The following is a 17,480-nucleotide window of genomic DNA, read 5'->3' as shown; positions in this document are numbered from 1 at the left end:
TGGGGCCGGATCAGGCGCGCCCGGTGCGGGCCGCCGCCGCCGCGCCGGCGCGCCCGCCCGAAGTTCTGGCCGTCGATCCCCTGTCGGCCGAACTGGTCGCCTATTACGGCCGGATCGAGTCCGAGCGCCGCGCGAATCATCTGATGCGCACGGATTCGGGCGCGACCGAGGGACGGATCAGCGCCGCGCAACTGGCGCAGACCTATATCGACGTCGCCCTGCGTGACGAACGCACGAACGGGTCCAGCCCGGCTGTCCTGCGGCGCTGGGACGGGCCCGTGCGCTACGACCTGCAATTCGGCGCGACCCTGCCCCGGGCGACGCGGCAGCGCGACCATGCGCGTGTCAATGCCCTTGCCAGTCGGCTCGCCGCCGCTTCGGGTCACGCGATCAGCCTGGCACCGATGGGCCAGACGGGGGGCAATTTCCACGTTCTGGTGCTGTCGGAAAGCGAACGCCGCGACAGCGCCGCGCGGTTGCGCGCGCTGGTTCCCGGCATCGACGACAGCGCGGTGCGCCTGATCACCGACATGCCGCGCGAGACGTTCTGCATGGTGCTGGCCTTTTCGCGCGACGGATCGGCCACCTATTCCGAGGCCGTCGCTGTGATCCGCGCCGAGCACCCCGACCTGACGCGCGAAGCCTGCTACCACGAGGAACTGACCCAGGGCCTGGGCCTGGCCGCCGATTCGGGCCGCGCGCGCCCGTCGATCTTCAACGACGATCAGGAATTCGCGCTGCTCACCGATCAGGATCTTTTGCTGCTGAAGATCCATTACGACCCCCGGCTGAGTCCCGGCATGACCGAAAGCCGCGCCCGGCCGATCATCTTTTCCATTGCCTCGACGCTTGCAGCCGGGGCAAGTTGAGCCCATCTTTTAGAGACTTTTCGCAGGAGTGACCGATGGTTTTCAATTTCCTCAAGGGCCAGTTCATCGACGTCATCGAATGGCTGGATGACAGCCGCGACACGCTGGTCTACCGGTTTGAACGCTACGGCAACAACATCATGATGGGCGCCAAGCTGACGGTCCGCGAGGGGCAGGCCGCCGTGTTCATTCACGAAGGGCAGATGGCCGACATCTTCGGCCCCGGGCTTTACGAGCTGGAAACCAACAACATGCCGTTGATGACGGCACTCCAGCACTGGACGCACGGGTTCAACTCGCCGTTCAAGTCCGAGGTGTATTTCGTCAACACCCGCCGCTTCCCCGGCCTGAAATGGGGCACCCAGAACCCGATCATGCTGCGCGACCCGGAATTCGGCGCGCTCAGGCTGCGTGCCTTTGGCAGCTACACGATCCGCGTCACCGATCCGGGCAAGTTCATGACCGAGATCGTCGGCACCGACGGCGAATTCACCGAGGACGAGATCTCGGGCCAGATCCGCAATATCGTCGTGCAGAAAGTCTCGCAGTCGCTGGCGGCCTCGGGGATTCCCGCGCTCGACATGGCGGCGAACACGGGCGACCTGTCCAAGATCGTCGCCGATGCGATCGCGCCCACGCTGGGCGAATACGGCCTGTCGATCCCCGAACTCTACATCGAGAACATCTCGCTTCCCCCGGAAGTCGAGAAGGTCCTGGACCAGCGCAGCTCGATGGGCATCGTCGGCGATCTGAACAAGTATACGCAATTCTCGGCCGCGCAGGCGATGCAGACGGCCGCCGGTGCGGGCGGTGACAGCGCGATGGGCGCCGGCATGGGGATGGGCATGGGCATGGGCATGGCGCAGGCCATGGCCAACGCGATGGGCGGCGCCGGCGCGCAGGCCCAGCAACCCGCCGCCGCCGCGCCCCCGCCGCCGCCCGCCGCGCCGCAGTTCCACGTCGCGGTGAACGGGCAGACCACCGGCCCCTTCGGCGCCGCGCAGTTGCAGCAGATGATGGGCCAGGGGCAGTTCGACCGCGACAGCCTGGTGTGGACGCAGGGCATGGCCGGGTGGACCAAGGCGGGCGAGGTTCCCGCGCTGGCCACGCTCTTTTCCGCGATGCCGCCCCCGCCGCCGCCCGCGGGCTGATCCATGAGCGCGCCCGAAGACGATCGGCCGCCGGTCCCGCCGGCGGCTCAGGCCATAGCCGACGAACACCGCTTTCCCTGCGAGAATTGCGGTGCTCAACTGCGCTTTTCGCCGGGCCAGCGCCGGTTGACCTGCGAATACTGCGGTCACGAGCAGGACATTCCCCACACCGAGGCGCAGCGCGATCAGGCGCTTGTGGCGCTCGACCTGCGCGAGGCGCTCGCCGACCACGTTCCCGCCGAAGCGATGGAGGAACACCGCGTCCTCAGTTGCAGCAATTGCGGCGCCCAGGTCGAATTCGACCCCGCGCAACATGCCGCCAGTTGCCCGTTCTGCGGCTCTCCGGTGGTGACGGACACCGGCACCCAGCGGCAGATCAAACCCGCCGCCGTGCTGCCTTTCAAACTGGCCGAGCGCGAGGCCCACACGGCGATGCGCAACTGGCTGGGGCGGCTGTGGTTCGCCCCAAACAAGCTGAAGCAATACGCGCGCTCGGACGGATCGCGGCTGGACGGGCTCTATGTGCCCTACTGGACCTTCGATTCCGACACCCAGTCGCGCTATTCGGGCGAACGGGGCGACGCCTATTACGAAACCCGCACCGTCGTGCGCAATGGCAAGACCGAGACCGAGCGCGTGCGCCGGATCCGCTGGACCCGCGTGTCGGGCCGCGTGGCGCGCCAGTTCCACGATGTGCTGATCATGGCCTCGCAGTCCCTGCCGCGCAAATACGTCCGCGCGCTCGAGCCCTGGATGCTGGGCGAACTGGCGCCCTACGATCCGCAGTTCCTGTCCGGCTTCCGGGCCGAAGGCTATACCGTGCAACTGCCCGAGGGCCACACCCTGGCCGTCGAACGGATGGACGAGGTGATCCGGCAGGACGTGCGCCGCGACATCGGCGGCGACGAGCAGCGCATCCATTCGCTGGACACGCAGCACGCCGACGAGAAGTTCAAGCATGTGCTGCTGCCGATCTGGATGGCCGCCTATCAGTTCCGGGGCAAGACCTATCGTTTCGTGGTGAACGGCCAGACCGGCAAGGTGCAGGGCGAACGGCCCTGGTCGATCTGGAAGATCGCGGGCGCGGTGTTGCTGGTTGCCCTGGCGGTGGGCGCCTATTTCTATTTCTCGCAAAATGGCGGTTCGACCAGCGGCGTGCTCGACGCGTTGCCCGGCACGACGATCGGAAAATAATGCGCGCACTGATCCAGAGAGTGACCCGGGCGTCGGTTGCCGTCGATGGGGCCGAAGTCGGCGCCTGTGGGCCCGGGCTGATGATCCTGGTCTGCGCCATGCAGGGAGACGGCCCGGACAAGGCCCGCGCGCTGGCCGACAAGATCCTGAAATTGCGGATCTTTCGCGACGATTCGGGCAAGACCAACCGCGCCTTGGCGGATGTCGGCGGGGGGGCGCTGGTGGTCAGCCAGTTCACGCTGGCCGCCGACACCTCGCGCGGGAATCGGCCGGGGTTCTCGCAAGCCGCTCCGCCGGACGAAGGGCGCACCCTATACGAGCTGTTCGCCGATCACCTCGCGGCCCAGGGCGTGCCGGTCGGGCGCGGCGTGTTTGGCGCCGAAATGGAGGTGACGCTGGTCAATGACGGTCCGATGACGATCTGGCTGGATCTCTGACCGGGTCGCGGCCGGCCGCGCCGTCGCGGGTGGCGTGGGCGCGACGTCGCTTCCCCGGGACAACAGGTCGCAAATCCGCTTTCGTCGCGCGCGGGCCGCGTGCCACTGTGTCCCGGTGCACAGGAGCGCCAGATGGACGTGACCGATTTTTCCCGCGCCGAATACGAGGCCCGTCTGGCCCGCACCCGCGCCGCCATGTTTGCCGCCGGGATCGAGGTGCTGATCGTCTCGGACCCTTCGAACATGGCCTGGCTGACCGGCTATGACGGCTGGTCCTTTTACGTCCATCAGGCGGTCATCGTCGGCCCCGAGGGCGCGCCCTTGTGGTGGGGACGCGGCATGGACACCGCCGGGGCCTTGCGCACGGTCTGGATGGCCCCGTCCAGCGTGCACGGGTATGACGACAGCTATGTCCAGAACCTGGCGAAACACCCGATGGAAACGCTGGCCACGCTGCTGGCGGAACACGGCTGGGCCGAGGGCCCGGTCGGCGTCGAGATGGACAATTACTATTATTCGGCCAAAGCCCACGCCGTCCTCGCCCAAAGCCTGACGTTGGTCGATGCGACGGGGCTGGTGAACTGGCAACGGCTGGTCAAATCCGAGCCCGAGATCGCCCGGATGCGGCGCGCGGCGCGCATCGTCGATACCATGCACCGCCGCATCCTCGAGGTGGCCGAGCCCGGCCTGCCCAAGAACCGGCTTGTCGCCGAGATCCTCGCCGCGGGCGTTCTGGGGGCCGATGGCCATTGGGGCGATTACCCGGCGATCGTGCCGATGACCCCGTCCGGCATGGACGCGACCGCGCCGCACCTGACTTGGGACGACCGGCCCATGGAACGCGGCGTGGCCCATTTCTTTGAAATCGCAGGGGTTTACCGCCGCTATCACTGCCCGCAGTCGCGCACGCTGTTCTTTGGCGAGCCCCCCGCGAAATACCGCGCCGCCGAGGCCGCCGTGCAGGCCGCGACCGAGGCCGCGCTGGCCCAGGCGCGTCCCGGCAACACCTGCGAACAGATCGCCGGCGCGTTCAATGGCACGCTCAATGCGCACGGCTTTCACAAGGACAACCGCTGCGGCTATTCCATCGGGCTGAGCTATCCCCCGGATTGGGGCGAGCGCACCGTTTCCCTGCGCAAGGGCGACGCGACCGAACTGCAACCCGGCATGGTGTTCCATTTCATGCCCGCGCTCTGGCTCGACGATGGCGGGATCGAGATCACCGAGCCGATCCTGATTACCGAAACCGGGGTCGAGCGGTTGTGCGCGCTGCCCGGCGCGCTGTTCGTAAAGGCCTGAGCCCCCGGGGGCGGCGGGCCAGGCAGCCCGCCGGGCGACGGTGGGGGGGACCGCCGGACCGCCCGTCCGGGCGGCGAGAAGGATGCGCGCGGGCGTCAAAGCGGGGTATCGGGTCCTCCGTTGGCAGCGGGCATCGGTTCGTCGGCGTCTGAGCGGGCGCTGACGGCGACCTCTTGCGGCGGGCCGGCGTCACACCAGATCGACATCCGGGACCGCCCCGCCCGTTTCGACGTGTAGAGCGCGACATCGGCCTGCTCCAGCAGCCCCTCGGCCGTCGCCGGGGCCTCGGGTGGAACCAGGACGGCGCCGATCGAGATGGCGACCCGGCATGGGGCCCCCCCGTAGGAGATCGGCGCCTGCATCCGGTTCAGGATCAGCGCACCGATCCGGCGCAAGGGGTCCAGGTCGCGCACGCCGCCCAACAGGATAACGAATTCATCGCCCCCCACCCGGGCGACCAGATCGCCGCCCCGGACACTGCCGCGCAGACGTTGCGCCACCTCGATCAGAACATGGTCGCCGGCCGCATGGCCGAGCGAATCGTTCACCTGTTTGAAATAGTCCAGGTCGAGATGCAGCACGCCAAAGCCGTTGCCCGCGTGCAGGAAACGCTCCAGCGCCAGTTCCATCGCCCGCCGGTTGCCCAACCCGGTCAGCGCATCGGTGACCGCCTGTTCCTCGGCCCGGGCCTTGGCGCCCTCGAACCGCGAGGCCATCCGTTTCACCTCGCCCGTGACGGCGAGATTGGCCTCGACCAGATAGAGCAGTTCGATGGCCAGATCGGTGGGGGCGAAATCCGTCGCCAGCAGCGCGTGGTCGCGCACCGCGTCACGCAAGGCATAGCCAAAGGACAGGTTCACCAGGACCTCGGACCCGCCGGCCAGCGGCACGGCGATGCCCTTGAACGCCGTGCCCGGCGGCGCGCGCATGCTCAATCGCAAGCTCTTGGCCCGCACCAGATCACCCGCGCAGGACACCGACGCCGGCGTGGTCAGGGCGAAAACCGCGGTCAGGGGCTGGCCGACCGCGTCGTCGCCCAGCAGCTTGCGCAAGGTGGGCCCCGCATCGCGAATCCGGCATTGGGCGTCAACCAGCAGGAACAGGGGCATGACCCCGCTCAACGCCGCGACGCCCAGCACGACGCCCTTTTGCCGCAGATCGCCGTCCATCATCCCGGTTGCTCCACCGCCAGGTCAAAGCGCCGCCCGGCATGAAAGGCGGGATCGTGCACTTCGATCCGGATCTGTTCCTCGCCGGTGGCGCCGGCGCTGCCGTGGTGTTCCAGCACGGCCAGGGCCCCGTAATCGTCCGCAAGCGCGCGCAGGATGCCCACCAGGACATGACCGAACCCCGGCGCGCAACCGTGGCAGGTCAGGGTGAAGCGGCCCGCGCCTTCCTCGTCGATGACAAGGTCTGGCAGTGCCAGTTCGGGTAGTGCCAGCCGGCTGCGCCCGCGCAGATCGTCGAGCGAATACAGGAAGTCGGTGAAGCTGACGCCGCCGAAGCGCAACAGCCGTCGCAGCGGCTCCATCCGTTCGTTGGACACCAGATAGGTGCCGAAATCCTCGAGCAGCGAATCGCGCGGCCGGCGCAGCAGCGACGCGGCTGCGGCAAGCACGGCCTCGGTCAGGGCGTCGTCATAGAGCCGCATGGTTTCGAACCCGTCCGCCCCCAGGCTGTGCGCGACACCCGAATGCCGCGCGATCTCATGCCACAGGCCGGCACCGAAGCTGTCGCTCAGAAACCACTGCAAAGACTTGTTGATGAGACCGTGCATCCGCGCCATCCGCTGCCCCCATCCGGTCAGCCTGTGCGCGAGAAGTTTAAGAATTCGCGAAGAGGATCAGCCAAGACCCAGCAATTCGGGGATATGGCCGATGTCCGGCCGCACCGCATCGGCCAGATCGGCCAGGTCCGCGGCCCCGGCAACCCCGGTCAGCACCGCGAGCGTCGCCATTCCGGCCGCGCGCCCCGCGATCAGGTCATGGCGCGAATCGCCCACCATCAGAACCTGCGCCGGGGTCAGGTTGCAATGCCGCGCGAACGCCAGCAACATGCCCGGCTCAGGCTTGCCACCATGGCCGGAATCGAATCCGGCAACGAAATCGAACAGGTCCAGAACGCCGGCCAGATGCTGCCGCGCCACGGATTCGAAATCGTTGGTCGCCACGCCCAGGCGCAACCCCGCCGCCCTGAGCGCCGCAAGCAGGGGGCGCAGCGGCGCGGCCTCGACAAGGGGGGCGGCGGCGGCGGCGGCCGAGAGGCGGCGTTCAAGCTGATCCACCGGCTGGCCGCACAGCGGCGCCAGCAGATCCGCGACCTCGCGGCCGGTGCCGGCGATGACCGGGGATTCGGGGCGGAACCGCGCGGTGCCGGTGTCGAACGCCATCACTGCGGCCATGCGGGCGGCCCTGGCGTCATCGCCGGCCGACAATTCCTGCAACAGGGTCCGCGCCCAGGCGCCCCAGGTCGCCTGGAAATCGAACAACGTGCCGTCCTTGTCGAAGAGGATCGCGCGAATCGGGGGCATCGGTCAGGTCCAGTGATAATCCGCCCCGCCCGGCAACGCGGCACGGGCCTGCATCGGGGTTTCGGGCGGCACATCGAGATCGGCGCAGGCGTCCAGCAGCATCGATTCGTCCAGCAGCAGGTAGTCGATCACCGCCAGCAGCAATCCCGGGTCGGCGATGCGCGCGCGCAGACTGTCGGGGCTTTCGCCAGACCACCCGAGGAACCCGCCGATCCGGGCGTGATCCTCGGCCAGCCAGGCCAACACCCGGGCGGCGAAGGTCTCGGCGGTGGCGCGTGTCACGGACATGGATACCTCGCGAGGACGTTAACGGATCGCAAGGTTTCATTAACCTTTGTCCGCTAGACCGGATTTACGTCCCACAAATGCAGGTGCCACGCAACACCCTCTGGCGCGGACGTGACGAGAGCAGTGAAGGTATCGCTAATGTCGGGCAAAATCCTGATCGTGGACGATCTGGCCACAAATCGGATCATCCTGAAGGTCAAGCTGAACGCGGCCTTCCATGAGACGCTGCAGGCGGCGACAGGCCGCGACGCGCTGGACATCGCCCGGCGCGAACAACCCAAGCTGATCCTTCTGGACATGATGCTGCCCGATATCTCGGGGATCGAGGTTTGCCGCCGTCTGCGCAGCCTGCCCGAAACCCAACATATCCCGGTGGTGATCATCACCGCCTCGGGGGATCGGGCAAACCGGCTGAAGGCGCTCGAGGCCGGGGCCGATGAATTCCTGACCAAGCCGTTGAACGAAGTGATTCTTCTTGCACGGATCCGCAGCCTGCTGCGCGCCCGCGAGACCGAGGCCGAGCTGCGCCTGCGCTCTGAAGTCTGGGGCGATCTTGCCTTGGCCGAGGACGAGACGATCTTTGCCATGCCCGGCCGCGTCGGGCTGATCGCGGCCGAGCCGGCGATCGCCATCGCCTGGCGGACCGCGTTGGCCCCACATCTGAAGGAACGCCTGTCGGTGCTGACGCCGGCCGCGGCCTTGAGCGACGCCGCCCCCGGCGCGGTGCCGGATGTCTATATGGTCGCGGGCGATCTGGGCCCCCAGGGCTCGGGCCTCAGGCTGGTTGCCGACCTGCGGTCGCGCGAACCCAGCCGTCACGCGGCCATCGCGCTGGCCCTGCACGACGCGAACCCCGATTCGGCCGCGATGGCGCTCGATGTCGGCGCCACCGACCTGCTGCCGCTGCCGCTGGACGCTCAGGAAACGGCGTTGCGGCTGCATCTGCATGTGCAGCGAAAGCGCCGCGCCGACGCCCTGCGGCGCGCGGTGTCGAACGGTCTGAGATTGGCGGTGACGGATCCGTTGACGGGGCTTTACAACCGCCGCTACGCGCTGGCGCATCTGGACCGGATCGCGGCGCGCGCGCGCGAAACCGGGCGGCGGTTTGCGGTCATGGTGCTGGACCTGGACCGGTTCAAGACGGTCAATGACACCTTTGGCCACGGCGCGGGCGACGCGGTGCTTGAAACGGTCGCGGCGCGCCTGCGCGACAATCTGCGCCCTTCGGATCTGGTCGCGCGCATCGGTGGCGAGGAATTCCTGATCGCGCTGCCCGACGCGACCCTGGGCACGGCCCGCATCGCCGCCGAACGCCTGTGCCGGATCATCGGCGACGAACCCGTGCCGCTGCCGGACGGGCGCGGCGCGGTGCAGGTGACGATCTCGGTCGGTCTGGCCCTGGGGCCGGATCTGGGCCCGGACGAAGCCGGACAGACCGCGCGCAATACGCTGTCCCGCGCCGATGCCGCGCTGTTCGCCGCCAAGACCGAGGGGCGCAACCAGGTCACGATTTCAAGCGCCGCCTAGTGCCCCGATCGACCGGGCGGCGCGCCCTGCGGGATCGCGCCAGCGATACGGTCCCTGTTTCCGGACCCGGCGCCGGGGCGGCACGCGGGGATCGCCTGCCACGGAAAAGCGGCCCTGGACCAGCGCAAGGACGGGCGACCAGGGGCGTGTTTGGCGGCCCCCCGCGCGCGCGGGCGGTCTGCCAGGCCACGGGCGTCCGCGCGATCCAGGGCCAATCCGGTCTGTTTGGGCGGTTGCCGCCGGCCCCCGGCCGCGTCGCCCGACCGATCGATCCGCGCCGATCCGGCGGCTCGACCCGCAAGCCACGGGCTTCGCGTCACGGATTTCGCGTCACCGGCCTTTCGGAACCGGCCAACCCGTCAATGATCGTGGCGCCGGCGGTCCTCGCGCGGGTCGGCGTTGGCCAGGCGATCCGCCATGGCCTGGCGATCCCCGGGCGACAGGCGGGCGACTTCGGCGGCAAAGGCCGCATTCGCGGCGTCCACGCGGCGGATATGGGCGGCACGATCGCCTGTCATGAGCCTTGCGAAGCCCTCGGGGTCGAACGGCTCGGCACGCAAGGCCGCAACCAGCGCCGCCGTCGCCTCGGCCGCGCGGGCACGGCGCTCGTCGCGGCTGGGGCGCGGGCCGCCATCGCCAAACCCGCGCGTGCGCGCCATGCTGCGCAGTTCGGCCCGCGCGCCGTCCGGCAAGACCCGCCACAGGCTGCGGATATCCGGCTGGTCGGTGGCCATCATCGGCTCCACGCGTGCGACGCGCATTACCCCGCCGATCAGCACCCCGATCACCAGAAGGTTCAGCATCAGCGACAGCACCAGCGCGATCCGCAGGCCACGTCCGGCCGGCTTGCCACCTGCGTCGGGAACGGTTCGTATCTCGCTCATCGTGGCCTCACTGCATTTCGCCGTCGATCACCGACAGCAGGTCGGCGCTGCCGGTGTCAAGCGCGGTTTCGGTGCCATCGACCCAGACGCTGGCGCGCGGGCTGACACTGGCGGCGCCTTGCCAGAACGAATTGACCAGATCGGCGGTCGGCCCGGGCGCGGCAAAGCCGATCCAGACGCCGGCAAGACCCGCCGCGCCGACCCCGGCCAGACCCGGCGCCCCACCGATCCCCGCCAGAATCGCGCCCAGACGCGACCACAGACCCGGCGTGACCGGACCCGCTGCCCCGGGCAACTGGGCGGCCTGCGCGTCGGTCTGCAATCGTGCGAAAAAGGCGTCGGATGGCGGCGCGGGGTCGGCGGCGCGGGCCTCGGCGAAAAGCGCGTCGAGCCCGGCCTCGTCCGGGACGTCGGTCCATTGCTGCTGGCTCATCGGTCATACCCCAAATCGTCGCGCCGACCCTGAAGCAACTGGGCCAGGCGCCGTTTTCCCCGCGCGGTCAGGCTTTCCACAGCCTCGACCCCGATTCCCATGGTGGCCGCGATCTCGGGATTGGTCATCCCCTCGAGATGCCTGAGCACCACCGCCACGCGCTGCCGATCGGGCAGCATCGCCAGCGCTTCGTCCAGCGCGCGCAGGCGATCCGTCTGCATCATCCCTTCGACCACACCCGGATCGGGATCGTCGGGTTCGGCGATCTCGTCGAGCCCGACCCCACGGCGTCGGCGCAGTCGGTCGGTGGCAAGATTGACCGCGACCCGGTGCAGCCAGGTCGCGGGCTGCGCGCCGCCGGCCTGCCAGCGCGGCGCGATCTGCCACAGGCGCAGCATCGCCTCCTGCGTCACGTCCTCGGCCTCGACCGGGTCCTGAAGCAGGCGCCGGGCCAACCGCAGGATGCGCGGCGCCAGACGCTCCAGCAACTGCCGCGCCGCCACAGCGTCACCCGCGGCGTAGCGGGCGAGCAAGGCGTCATCGTCAGGGCCCGGCGAGGCAATCATGCTGGCGGTCGTATCCCTTGGCATCCGTCACCCCGGGCCTTCCGGGGCCGGGCACCACCCCCCGGGGGTAGCGCCCGGCCCGTTTTCATGCAACTCAGTTGTTGCCCTGGCGGCGCTGCATCATGCGCTGCATGAAGGCCTGCGCCTGGTCCAGTTCGGCCGGGCTGATCTGGCCGTCGCCATCCTGATCCATCATCGCGAAACCGCGCCCGGGCTGGCCGTCCATCGGACCCTGGCCCCGCATCGCGCCCTGACGGTCGCCCATGCCCTGGCCCATACCCTGGCCCATGCCGCGCCCCTCGCCCATCATGCCGCGGTCGTGATCGCCCCAGCGTCCGCCGCGGTCGCCGTGGTCATGGCCGCCGTGGCCATGGCCACCGTGCCCACCGTGGCCCCCACGTTCGCAGCCCTCGCCGCGCCCGTGGTCGCCACGACCCTGACCCTGCCGGTCGCCGCCGCGCATCCCGCGCGCTTCGTCGCCCCGGCGGCCCATCGCGCCCTGACCGTCGCCGCGCGCCTGCTGGCGCGCATCGGCCTGGGCCATCATGCCGGCGATCAGTTCGTCACGGCTGAGCATCCCGTCGCCATTCGCATCCGCCGCCATCAGCGCGTCGGCACGGGCACCGACGCGGTCGGCGCGGGCGGTGGCGCGCATCTGGGCGGTGTAGGCGGTCCATTCCTCGGCCGAGATGCCGCCGCTGCCGTCGGTATCGGCGGCCGCAAAGTCGAAGGCCGGCATCGTGGGCGGCGTCGTGTTCTGGGCAAAGCCCGTCACCGGAATCGTGGCGAGAATCAGCGCAATGGCGGTCAGCGTGGTCTTGGTCATGGGTCTCTCCGATCTGGGCGCCCGGGTCGAACCCTGGCGCGTTGATACCTCTCTAACGCACGGGGCGGGGCGTTCCGTCGCAGCGTCGCGGGAAAACCTGAACTTGACCTATTCCTTGACCTCGCCCATTTTGGCGCCGATCCAGCGACCCCCGCCCGAACCCGCCGCGTCCCGGCAGAGAGGCCTTGCCATGACCCTGACAGAAACCCGTTCCACCCTGCCCGCCGTGGACGACCGCCCGCTGTGGCCCGCCGTGCGCAAGGGCTGGGCACGGCGCTGCCCTGCCTGCGGCACGGGGTCGATGATGTCCGGGTTTCTCAAGGTCGCCGACAGCTGCCCCGATTGCGGCGAGGCGTTCCACCATCACCGCGCCGACGACGGCCCGGCCTATCTGACGATCCTGGTGGTCGGCAAGTTGACGATGGCGCTGTATCTGTCGATCTACCTGGCCTTTGCGCCCTCGCCCTGGGTGATGATCGGCGTGTGCTGGACCGTCGCCCTGGTCATGGCCCTGTGGTTGCTGCCGCGCTTCAAGGGGGCCCTGGTGGCGCTGCAATGGTCGCGCAGGATGCACGGCTTTGGCGGCGACGCATGAGCGCCGACCCTGAGGATCTGGGGCATGACCGCCCGATCCGGGATGCGGCCACCCTTGTTCTGGTGCGCGACGCCGACACGGATGCGCCGCGGGTCCTGATGGGGCAACGCGGGGCGAAGGCCGCGTTCATGCCGTCGAAATACGTCTTTCCCGGCGGTGCAGTGGACGAGGACGACCGACGCGTCGTGCCGCCCGCCGCGCTGCCCGACGACCAGCACGCGCTGCTCCTTCAGCGGCCGGTGACCGCCGCCCCACCCCCGCCCGAGGCCATGGCCCTGGCCGCGATCCGCGAGTTGTGGGAGGAGGCGGGCCTGTTCCTGGGACGCCCCGGGGCCTGGGACGGCCCCCTGCCCGCCGACTGGGCCGCCTTTGCCGAGGCCGGATTGCGCCCCTCTGCCGACCGGCTGCGCTACCTGTTCCGCGCCGTAACCCCGCCCGGACGGACCCGGCGCTTCGACGCGCGCTTTTTCCTGGCCCGGGCCGAGGATCTGGCCGGCGATCCCGACGACTTCTCGCGCGCGACGGACGAGTTGAGCCACCTGCACTGGATCGCCTTGGACGAGGCGCGGGGACTCGATCTGCCGTTCATCACCGAGGTCGTCCTGGCCGAGGCCGAGGCCATCGTCCGCGAGGGACCGTCCGGATCGGTGCCGTTCTTCGACAACTCGGGCCCGGAATCGACCTTTCGCCGTCTTTCCGTTTGATCCCCGGCCCCACAAGCTTGCACGCACGGCCGAGCCAGTCGAGGCCGAGGGCGGCGGGGGCTGCCGCCCCCGCACCCCCGCTTCAAGGGGGGCACGCCCCCCTTGAAAATCCCCGTGCGTATTTCAGACAAGATGATGGGGCGTAGCCCGGAGTCAGCCCTGACGCGGCACCCTTTGCAGCAAGGGCATCAGTGCCGCCATGTCGGGCCCGTGATCCATCCCCGTCAGCGCCTTTCGAAGCGGCATGAACAGCGCCTTGCCCTTGCGGCCGGTCGCGGCCTTGACCGCGCCGGTCCAGTCGGCCCAGGCGGTCGGCCCCCAGGGTCGGGGGGGCAGCAGCGGCAGCGCCTCGGCGATGAAGGCCTCGTCCCCGGGTTCGATCAGCGGCGTCGCGCCGTCGCGGCAGAGGGTCCACCATCCGTCGAGGTCGGCCAGGCGGGTGATGTTCTCGCGCGCGACGGCCCAGAAGCCGGGGGCGAGATCCGCCGGGACGCCCAGCCGGTCGAGGTGGTCCTGCACCGCCGCGAGGGGCAGGGCCTGGACGTGCTGACGGGTCAGCGGCCAGAGGTCCTCGGCGTCGAATTTGGTCGGTGCGGCGCCGAATTGCGAGAGGTCGAACCCTTCGGCGATCTCGTCGAGGGTCGCTCGCAGTTCCACGGGTTGCGACGAGCCGAGCCGAGCCATCAGGCTGAGCAGCGCCATCCGTTCGACCCCCTGGGCGCGCAAATCGCGCAGCGAGAGCGTGCCCAGGCGTTTCGACAGGGCCTCGCCCTGCGGGCCGGTCAGCAGCGAGTGATGGGCGAAGTCGGGCGGCGTGCCCCCCATGGCGCGGATGATCTGGATCTGCGTCGCTGTGTTGGTGACGTGATCTGCGCCGCGCACGATATGCGTGACGCCCATATCCATGTCATCGACCGACGAGGCAAAGGTATAGAGCACCTGCCCGTCGGCGCGGATCAGCACCGGGTCCGACACCGACGCCGCGTCGATCGAGATCGGCCCCAGGATGCCGTCGGTCCATTCGATGCGTTCGAGATCCAGCAGGAACCGCCAGTAGCCCGACCGCCCCTCGGCGCGCAATTTCGCGCGCGCGCCCTCGTCGATATCCAGCGCCGCGCGGTCATAGACCGGCGGTTTGCCCATGTTGAGCTGCTTCTTGCGCTTGAGGTCCAGCTCGGTCGGGGTTTCGAACACCTCGTAGAACCGGCCGGCCGCGCGGAGTTTCGCGGCCTCGTCATGGTAGCGGTCCATGCGGTCGGACTGGCGTTCGATCCGGTCCCAGGTCAGGCCCAGCCACTCCAGATCCGTCAGGATACCGTCCACATATTCCTGCTTCGATCGCTCGCGGTCGGTATCGTCCAGACGCAGGATGAACTGACCGCCGGATTTCCGGGCGATCAGATAATTGAACAGCGCCGTGCGCAGATTGCCGATATGCAGGTAACCGGTGGGCGACGGGGCAAAGCGGGTGACGGTCATGGCGAACTCCTGTTGCCGCCGGTATTGAACCAAGGGCCGCGATTTGTCCATATCGCGGCGCCGGAACAGAGAGGGCGCGCATGGCAGAGAGCGAATGGAGGGGGCGGTTCGCGCCGGATCTGGCCGAAATCGAGACCCTGGCCGAATCCGCCCGTTCGCGGCTGCCCGAACCCTTTGCCAGTGCCGCGCGCGCAGTGGTGCTGCGGGTCGAGGATCTGGCCGATGACGCCACCCTCGACGCCCTGGGAATCGAGGACCCGTTCGAGCTGACCGGGCTCTATGACGGCATCCCCTTGACGCAGAAATCGCTGATGGACGTCCCGCAGCAACCGGATGCGATCTGGTTGTTCCGCGCCGCCATCCTGGACGAATGGGTGGCGCGCGGCGACGTGGCGCTGGACGTGCTGGTCACGCATGTCTTCGTGCACGAACTGGCGCATCACCTGGGCTGGTCGGACGCGGACATCGCCCGCATCGACCGCTGGTGGGAGTGACGCGGCCCGCGCGGCGCTTCAGCGCCGCGCCTGGTCGCCCGAGGGCTGCGGCCTGGAAGGCTGCCGGCCGAGGGCGAAACCGCCCCCCTCAGGCCGTCAGGTCGCCCGCCAGCCCCTTGCCGATCAGCGCCACCGTCTCGTCGATGCCATAAAGCGCGATGAACCCGCCAAAGCGCGGCCCCTCGGACGCCCCCAGCAGGACCTCGTAGAGCGCCTTGAACCAGTCGCGCAGAGGGTCGAACCCGTGGTCCTTGCCGACGGCGAAGACCATGGATTGCAGCGCCTCGGCATCGAGGCCCCCGTTCCAGCCCGCGAGCCGCGCCGCCAGGTCCTGCATCGCCGCGCGCTCCTGATCGGTCGGCAGCCGAAACAGTCGCTTCGGCGCGACGAAATCGCGGAAATAGCGCACCGCGCATTCCGCCGCCTGGTCGAGTTGCGGGTTCAGGGCCGGGCTGGCATCGGGCGCATAGCGCCGGATGAAGCCCCACAGCCCGGCAGCATCCTGGGCGCCCGCCACGGAGGCGAGGTTCAGCAACATCGAGAACGGCACCACCATATCCGAAGCCGGCGGATTGCCGGCGTGGATATGCCAGACCGGATTCGCCAGTTGCTGGTCGATCGTCTGGGTCGGATAGGCGCGCAATTGCTGGTGGTATTCGTCCACCGCCTTCGGGATCACGTCCCACCACAGCCGCTTGGCGGTCTTGGGTTTCTGGAACATGAAATAGGACAGGCTCTCGGTCGAGGCATAGGTCAGCCACTCGTCGATCGTCAGCCCGTTGCCCTTGGACTTCGAGATCTTCTCGCCGTTCTCGTCGAGGAACAGCTCATAGGTGAAATGCTCGGGTTTGCGCCCGCCGAGGATCTCGCAGATCCGGTCGTAGATCGGCGTATTGGTGCTGTGATCCTTGCCATACATCTCGAAATCGACATCCAGCGCCGCCCAGCGCGCGCCGAAATCGGGCTTCCACTGCAATTTCACCTGCCCGCCGGTGACCGGCAGCGTCCATTCGCGCCCGTCCTCGTCGTCGAAGGTGATCGTGCCGTCCCTGGCGTTGACCTCCTTCATCGGCACATAGAGGACGCGGCCGGTCTCGGGGTGAATCGGCAGAAAGCACGAATAGCTTTGCTGCCGCTCCTCGCGCAGCGATTGCAGCATCACCGCCATGATGTCGTCATAGCGTTCGCAGGCGCGCAGCAGCACCGCGTCGAAGGCGCCGGATTTGTAGAATTCGGTGGCCGAATAGAATTCGTATGTGAAGCCGAATGTGTCCAGGAACCGGCGCAGCATGGCGTTGTTGTGGTCGCCAAAGCTGGCGTATTCGCCGAAAGGGTCCGGAACGGCGGTCAGCGGCTTCTGGATATTGGCTTTCAGAAGATCGCGGTTCGGCACGTTTTCAGGGACCTTGCGCATCCCGTCCATGTCGTCCGAGAAGCAGATCAACCGCGTCGGAATGTCCGAGATCACCTCGAAGGCGCGGCGGATCATCGTCGTGCGCGCGACCTCGCCAAAGGTGCCGATATGCGGCAGGCCCGAGGGGCCATAGCCGGTTTCGAACAGGACGTGGCCCTTCTCGGGCGGCGCCTTCTCGTAGCGTTTCAGCAGGCGGCGGGCCTCTTCGAAAGGCCAGGCCTTGGAGGTCATCGCAGCATCGCGCAGAGAGGTCATGTCACGGTCTTTCCATGAAGGGAGAACCCGGGCTTCCTATTGCCCGCCCTCGCCCCAGTCAATATTCTCGGGGCGAACAAGCACAGGACACAAAACGATGACCCAAGCCCCGCCGTCACTCACGCCCCAGGATTGCCTGGTGGCGCTGATGATCACCGTGTCCGTGTCGGATGCCACGATCCGCACCGAGGAATTGCTCGCCATCGAACAGGTGGTCAACCAGTTGCCGGTCTTCGCCGGCTACGATCCCGATCGGATCAAGACCGTGTCGCAGACCGTGTTCGACCTGATGGAGGAAGAGGACGGCCTGGACGCGCTGTTCGGTCTGGTGCGCGAAGCCCTGCCCGAGCGCCTCAACGAAACCGCCTACGCGCTGGCCTGCGACATCGCGGCGTCGGACGGCTCGCTGCGGCAGGCCGAGTTGCGGCTGCTCGAGGAAATGCGGTTCGAGCTGAATATCGACCGGCTGCATGCCGCGGCGATCGAACGCGGCGCACGGGCGCGCTTTGCCCACCCCTGAGGGGCAAGGGTGCGT

Annotated in this window: 19 protein-coding genes and 1 pseudogene; 10 read left to right on the top strand and 10 right to left on the bottom strand. The window is 68.6% G+C overall.

Going from position 1 to position 17,480, the window contains the following annotated elements; all coding sequences use genetic code 11:
• The first annotated feature begins 23 nt into the window (after positions 1–23).
• The 5 genes and pseudogenes from H6900_10105 to H6900_10085 all read left to right on the top strand — a co-directional run bounded on the left by H6900_10105 (position 24) and on the right by H6900_10085 (position 4,950).
• Positions 24–869 (top strand): DUF2927 domain-containing protein, encoded by an 846-nt coding sequence (locus tag H6900_10105; protein MCC0073627.1) that lies wholly within the window; start codon positions 24–26, stop codon positions 867–869.
• Between the two features lie 35 nt (positions 870–904).
• Positions 905–2,020, top strand: a complete 1,116-nt coding sequence (locus H6900_10100; GenBank protein MCC0073626.1) for an SPFH domain-containing protein — start codon at positions 905–907, stop codon at positions 2,018–2,020.
• 54 nt (positions 2,021–2,074) lie between these two features.
• Positions 2,075–3,115: pseudogene (locus H6900_10095) on the top strand (primosomal protein N' (replication factor Y) - superfamily II helicase).
• A gap of 98 nt (positions 3,116–3,213) precedes the next feature.
• Entirely contained in the window at positions 3,214–3,651 is a 438-nt protein-coding gene (locus H6900_10090) for a D-tyrosyl-tRNA(Tyr) deacylase (GenBank protein MCC0073625.1), read from the top strand.
• Positions 3,652–3,783: 132 nt separating this feature from the next.
• Positions 3,784–4,950: a M24 family metallopeptidase gene (locus tag H6900_10085; protein MCC0073624.1), complete on the top strand. Its 1,167-nt coding sequence runs from the start codon at positions 3,784–3,786 to the stop codon at positions 4,948–4,950.
• 95 nt (positions 4,951–5,045) lie between these two features.
• Here the strand turns inward: H6900_10085 and H6900_10080 are convergent, their stop codons facing one another.
• The 4 genes from H6900_10080 to H6900_10065 all read right to left on the bottom strand — a co-directional run bounded on the left by H6900_10080 (position 5,046) and on the right by H6900_10065 (position 7,768).
• Positions 5,046–6,122, bottom strand: a complete 1,077-nt coding sequence (locus tag H6900_10080) for a GGDEF domain-containing protein (protein MCC0073623.1) — start codon at positions 6,120–6,122, stop codon at positions 5,046–5,048.
• The gene (locus H6900_10075) at positions 6,119–6,727 is read right to left on the bottom strand and encodes a heme NO-binding domain-containing protein (protein ID MCC0073622.1); all 609 of its coding nucleotides are present in this window, start codon (positions 6,725–6,727) and stop codon (positions 6,119–6,121) included. The genes H6900_10080 and H6900_10075 overlap by 4 nt, the downstream gene beginning before the upstream one ends.
• A gap of 66 nt (positions 6,728–6,793) precedes the next feature.
• Positions 6,794–7,480, bottom strand: a complete 687-nt coding sequence (locus tag H6900_10070) for an HAD family hydrolase (protein MCC0073621.1) — start codon at positions 7,478–7,480, stop codon at positions 6,794–6,796.
• 3 nt (positions 7,481–7,483) lie between these two features.
• Positions 7,484–7,768 carry a DUF3572 domain-containing protein gene (locus tag H6900_10065; GenBank protein ID MCC0073620.1) on the bottom strand — a complete coding sequence of 95 codons (285 nt, stop codon included), beginning with the start codon at positions 7,766–7,768 and terminating at the stop codon, positions 7,484–7,486.
• A 138-nt stretch (positions 7,769–7,906) separates the two neighbouring features.
• Between H6900_10065 and H6900_10060 the strand changes: the two genes are divergently transcribed.
• The gene (locus H6900_10060) at positions 7,907–9,295 is read left to right on the top strand and encodes a diguanylate cyclase (GenBank protein MCC0073619.1); all 1,389 of its coding nucleotides are present in this window, start codon (positions 7,907–7,909) and stop codon (positions 9,293–9,295) included.
• A gap of 359 nt (positions 9,296–9,654) precedes the next feature.
• On the opposite strand, the gene H6900_10055 is transcribed toward H6900_10060, so the two are convergent.
• From H6900_10055 to H6900_10040, 4 genes are all read right to left on the bottom strand, one after another.
• On the bottom strand, positions 9,655–10,179 hold the full coding sequence (locus tag H6900_10055) for a periplasmic heavy metal sensor (GenBank protein ID MCC0073618.1): 525 nt from the start codon (positions 10,177–10,179) through the stop codon (positions 9,655–9,657).
• A 7-nt stretch (positions 10,180–10,186) separates the two neighbouring features.
• Positions 10,187–10,612, bottom strand: coding sequence for a hypothetical protein (locus H6900_10050; GenBank protein ID MCC0073617.1), 426 nt, complete (start codon positions 10,610–10,612; stop codon positions 10,187–10,189).
• Positions 10,609–11,178, bottom strand: a complete 570-nt coding sequence (locus H6900_10045; protein MCC0073616.1) for an RNA polymerase sigma factor — start codon at positions 11,176–11,178, stop codon at positions 10,609–10,611. Before H6900_10045 ends, H6900_10050 begins: the two co-directional genes overlap by 4 nt.
• 94 nt (positions 11,179–11,272) lie before the next feature.
• A complete protein-coding gene (locus H6900_10040) occupies positions 11,273–12,004 on the bottom strand; it encodes a hypothetical protein (GenBank protein ID MCC0073615.1) in 732 nt (243 codons plus the stop codon).
• Between the two features lie 190 nt (positions 12,005–12,194).
• On the opposite strand from H6900_10040, the gene H6900_10035 reads away from it, so the two are divergent.
• Positions 12,195–12,599: a DUF983 domain-containing protein gene (locus tag H6900_10035; GenBank protein MCC0073614.1), complete on the top strand. Its 405-nt coding sequence runs from the start codon at positions 12,195–12,197 to the stop codon at positions 12,597–12,599.
• Positions 12,596–13,303 carry an NUDIX hydrolase gene (locus H6900_10030; GenBank protein ID MCC0073613.1) on the top strand — a complete coding sequence of 236 codons (708 nt, stop codon included), beginning with the start codon at positions 12,596–12,598 and terminating at the stop codon, positions 13,301–13,303. The genes H6900_10035 and H6900_10030 overlap by 4 nt, the downstream gene beginning before the upstream one ends.
• A gap of 153 nt (positions 13,304–13,456) precedes the next feature.
• On the opposite strand, the gene H6900_10025 is transcribed toward H6900_10030, so the two are convergent.
• Positions 13,457–14,782 carry a glutamate--tRNA ligase gene (locus tag H6900_10025; protein ID MCC0073612.1) on the bottom strand — a complete coding sequence of 442 codons (1,326 nt, stop codon included), beginning with the start codon at positions 14,780–14,782 and terminating at the stop codon, positions 13,457–13,459.
• A gap of 80 nt (positions 14,783–14,862) precedes the next feature.
• On the opposite strand from H6900_10025, the gene H6900_10020 reads away from it, so the two are divergent.
• Positions 14,863–15,276 (top strand): metallopeptidase family protein, encoded by a 414-nt coding sequence (locus tag H6900_10020; GenBank protein MCC0073611.1) that lies wholly within the window; start codon positions 14,863–14,865, stop codon positions 15,274–15,276.
• 88 nt (positions 15,277–15,364) lie between these two features.
• On the opposite strand, the gene H6900_10015 is transcribed toward H6900_10020, so the two are convergent.
• Positions 15,365–16,945: a lysine--tRNA ligase gene (locus tag H6900_10015; GenBank protein ID MCC0073610.1), complete on the bottom strand. Its 1,581-nt coding sequence runs from the start codon at positions 16,943–16,945 to the stop codon at positions 15,365–15,367.
• Between H6900_10015 and H6900_10010 the strand changes: the two genes are divergently transcribed.
• Complete coding sequence (locus H6900_10010; protein ID MCC0073609.1) at positions 16,944–17,465, top strand: tellurite resistance TerB family protein; 522 nt, start codon at positions 16,944–16,946, stop codon at positions 17,463–17,465. The two genes, H6900_10015 and H6900_10010, sit on opposite strands and share 2 nt — an antisense overlap.
• The last annotated feature ends 15 nt before the right edge of the window (positions 17,466–17,480 follow it).

Source organism: Rhodobacter sp. (assembly GCA_020637515.1).
Lineage (GTDB): Bacteria > Pseudomonadota > Alphaproteobacteria > Rhodobacterales > Rhodobacteraceae > Pararhodobacter.
The sequence above is the reverse complement of the archived record's forward strand: the minus strand, read 5'-3'. Positions and strand labels throughout refer to the sequence as shown.